Origin of the sequence: Daejeonella sp., from assembly GCF_049655485.1 — a bacterium.
Lineage (GTDB): Bacteria > Bacteroidota > Bacteroidia > Sphingobacteriales > Sphingobacteriaceae > Daejeonella.
In genome coordinates, this window is record NZ_JBASJU010000283.1 from 1 (window position 1) to 2,209 (window position 2,209).

Sequence of the window (2,209 nt, forward strand, 5' to 3'; positions counted from 1 at the left end):
CGATTTATAAGAAGCGTAGCAGCCACAAAAAGAAGGCTGTTTATGATAGTAAAAGCAAGTGCTTCTCCCGATGAGATTCGTCCGGATGGAATATCCCGCACAACAGTTCTGGGATTAGCGGCGTCAATTTCACGATCCAGGTAGCGGTTGAAAGCCATGGCAGCGTTTCTGGCGAAAATCATGCACAGCACCATCAGTAACAGCTTAATCCAATTGAATTCATGATCGGTAGTGGTAACAGCCAGGAAGAAGCCAATAAAAGCGAATGGCATCGCAAAAACAGTATGAGCAAATAATACAAGCGAGAAATACTTCTTCATGCTACCTTGTAAACGTCCTGTTTAATTCGTTAATAAAGCCAAGTATTTCATCCCGTCCGTCTTGAGTTTCGGCAGAGGTTATATAATGCTGAGGCACTTCCTCGAAAATCTCCAGCAGTGATTTGCGGAATTTAGCAACAGCCTGATCTGTTTTTACACGGGATTGTTTATCTGCTTTAGTGAATATGATTTGAAAAGGTAAGCCGTTTTCTCCAAGCCATGAACAAAACTCGACATCTATTTTTTGTGGTTCCAGCCTGCTGTCAATCAGCACGAAAACGCATTGCAGGTTTTCCCTGTTTCGCAGATAAAAGCTGATGAACTTTTGCCAGTCGGCACGATTGCTCCTCGACGTTTTAGCATAGCCATATCCCGGAAGATCCACTAGCTGCCAGTTTTCATTAATCAGAAAGTGGTTTATGAGTTGGGTTTTACCCGGTGTCTGCGACGTTTTTGCAAGGCCTTTCTTTTGAACAAGCATGTTGATCAGGGAAGATTTCCCCACATTCGAACGGCCAATAAATGCGTATTCCGGTAATACCGGAGGAGGTAATTTGTCGGTTCTGGTATTACTGCACTGGAATTCGGCGGATTTAATGATCATTGGGGCAAAGTTATGAGTTATAAGTTATAAGTTGTAGGTTATAAGTAACTAAACGCCGGCCAAAAACTTACAACTTATAAATACAACTTATAACTTTTATCTTTGCAGACATATGCCCAAGCCTAACCCTAACCCCGTCACCCCATATCGCGACTCCGATGCTTCCAAAAAGGAACAGGTCGCGAAAATGTTTAATAATATTTCCGGCACTTATGATTTCTTAAATCATTTTTTATCGCTTGGCATTGATGTGATCTGGCGTAAGATGGCGATACGTGAGCTGCTTTCGCTTAAGCCGAAGCATATACTTGATGTCGCGACCGGAACGGGGGATTTTGCATTTGAATCGATTAAGATTTTAAAACCTGAAAAAATCACTGGTGTAGATATTTCCGAAGGGATGCTGGCCATCGCTCGCGAAAAGATCCAGAAGAGAAATCTTCAGGATGTTTTTGAAGTAAGCCTGGGTGATTCTGAAAAGCTTTTATTTGATGATAATACATTTGATGCGGTAACTGTGGCTTATGGGGTACGTAACTTCGAGAACCTTGAAAAGGGACTTGCAGATATGCTCAGAGTGCTGAAACCAGGCGGTAAGGTGGTAATTCTTGAGTTTTCAAAACCCAAAGTGTTTCCTGTTAAACAAGCTTATAATTTCTACTTTAAATATGTCACCCCTTCCATCGGGAAGCTTTTTTCAAAAGATGCAAGTGCATACAGTTACTTGCCTGAATCTGTAGCCGCCTTTCCGGATGGAAAGCAGTTCACTGATTTATTGAATAAAATAGGCTATCAAAATACCAAATTGCGGCCCTTAGCGTTTGGGATTTGTTCCATTTATACGGGTACTAAATGATAAAGCGACTTTCCCTGATTTTTTTCCTGGCATTCTTATTTAATTATTACGCGTCTGCACAGCAAAATTGGGGAGGGGGTGTCGATAATGAGACGCTTCATTTTGGGTTTAAATTTCAATATGTGGCTGCTGAGTATAAAATATTGAAAACCGCGGACTGGAAGGGGCCTTTTTTAGATCCAAGTGGGGATACAATGATCCCAGCACAGATGACGAGCCTGAGTTCGCCGGTAACCCAGGGATTTGCATTGGGTTTTGTTTCCGATTATAAACTGGCCGAAAATGCAAATCTGCGATTTACGCCCGGTCTGGTTTTTTCAGATATTTCCGCTATCTACGAGTATGATGCTCCTGCATATACAGTGGAAAGGAAAGTACAGGGCACCTTTGTCGATCTGCCTATAGGGATTAAATTAAAGTCAAACCGGC

Annotated in this window: 3 protein-coding genes and 1 pseudogene; 2 read left to right on the forward strand and 2 right to left on the reverse strand. The window is 42.0% G+C overall.

The window, feature by feature from the left end; translation table 11 throughout:
• Both WBJ10_RS12035 and yihA read right to left on the reverse strand, forming a co-directional pair.
• A partial coding sequence (locus tag WBJ10_RS12035) for a UbiA family prenyltransferase (RefSeq protein WP_424290610.1) occupies window positions 1–320 on the reverse strand: 320 nt, incomplete at its 3' end.
• 1 nt (window position 321) lies between these two features.
• Window positions 322–924: a ribosome biogenesis GTP-binding protein YihA/YsxC gene (gene yihA / locus WBJ10_RS12040; protein WP_424290612.1), complete on the reverse strand. Its 603-nt coding sequence runs from the start codon at window positions 922–924 to the stop codon at window positions 322–324.
• A 112-nt stretch (window positions 925–1,036) separates the two neighbouring features.
• On the opposite strand from yihA, the gene ubiE reads away from it, so the two are divergent.
• Window positions 1,037–1,780 (forward strand): bifunctional demethylmenaquinone methyltransferase/2-methoxy-6-polyprenyl-1,4-benzoquinol methylase UbiE, encoded by a 744-nt coding sequence (gene ubiE, locus WBJ10_RS12045; protein ID WP_424290614.1) that lies wholly within the window; start codon window positions 1,037–1,039, stop codon window positions 1,778–1,780.
• Window positions 1,777–2,209 (forward strand): annotated as a pseudogene (locus WBJ10_RS12050) (outer membrane beta-barrel protein); the annotation flags it as partial. The gene ubiE and the pseudogene WBJ10_RS12050, both read left to right, overlap by 4 nt.

Excerpts from the sequence above, each read along its gene's own strand:
- yihA (WP_424290612.1), bottom strand. The coding sequence starts at position 924 with ATGATCATTAAATCCGCCGAATTCCAGTGCAGTAATACCAGAACCGAC.
- ubiE (WP_424290614.1), top strand. The coding sequence starts at position 1,037 with ATGCCCAAGCCTAACCCTAACCCCGTCACCCCATATCGCGACTCCGAT.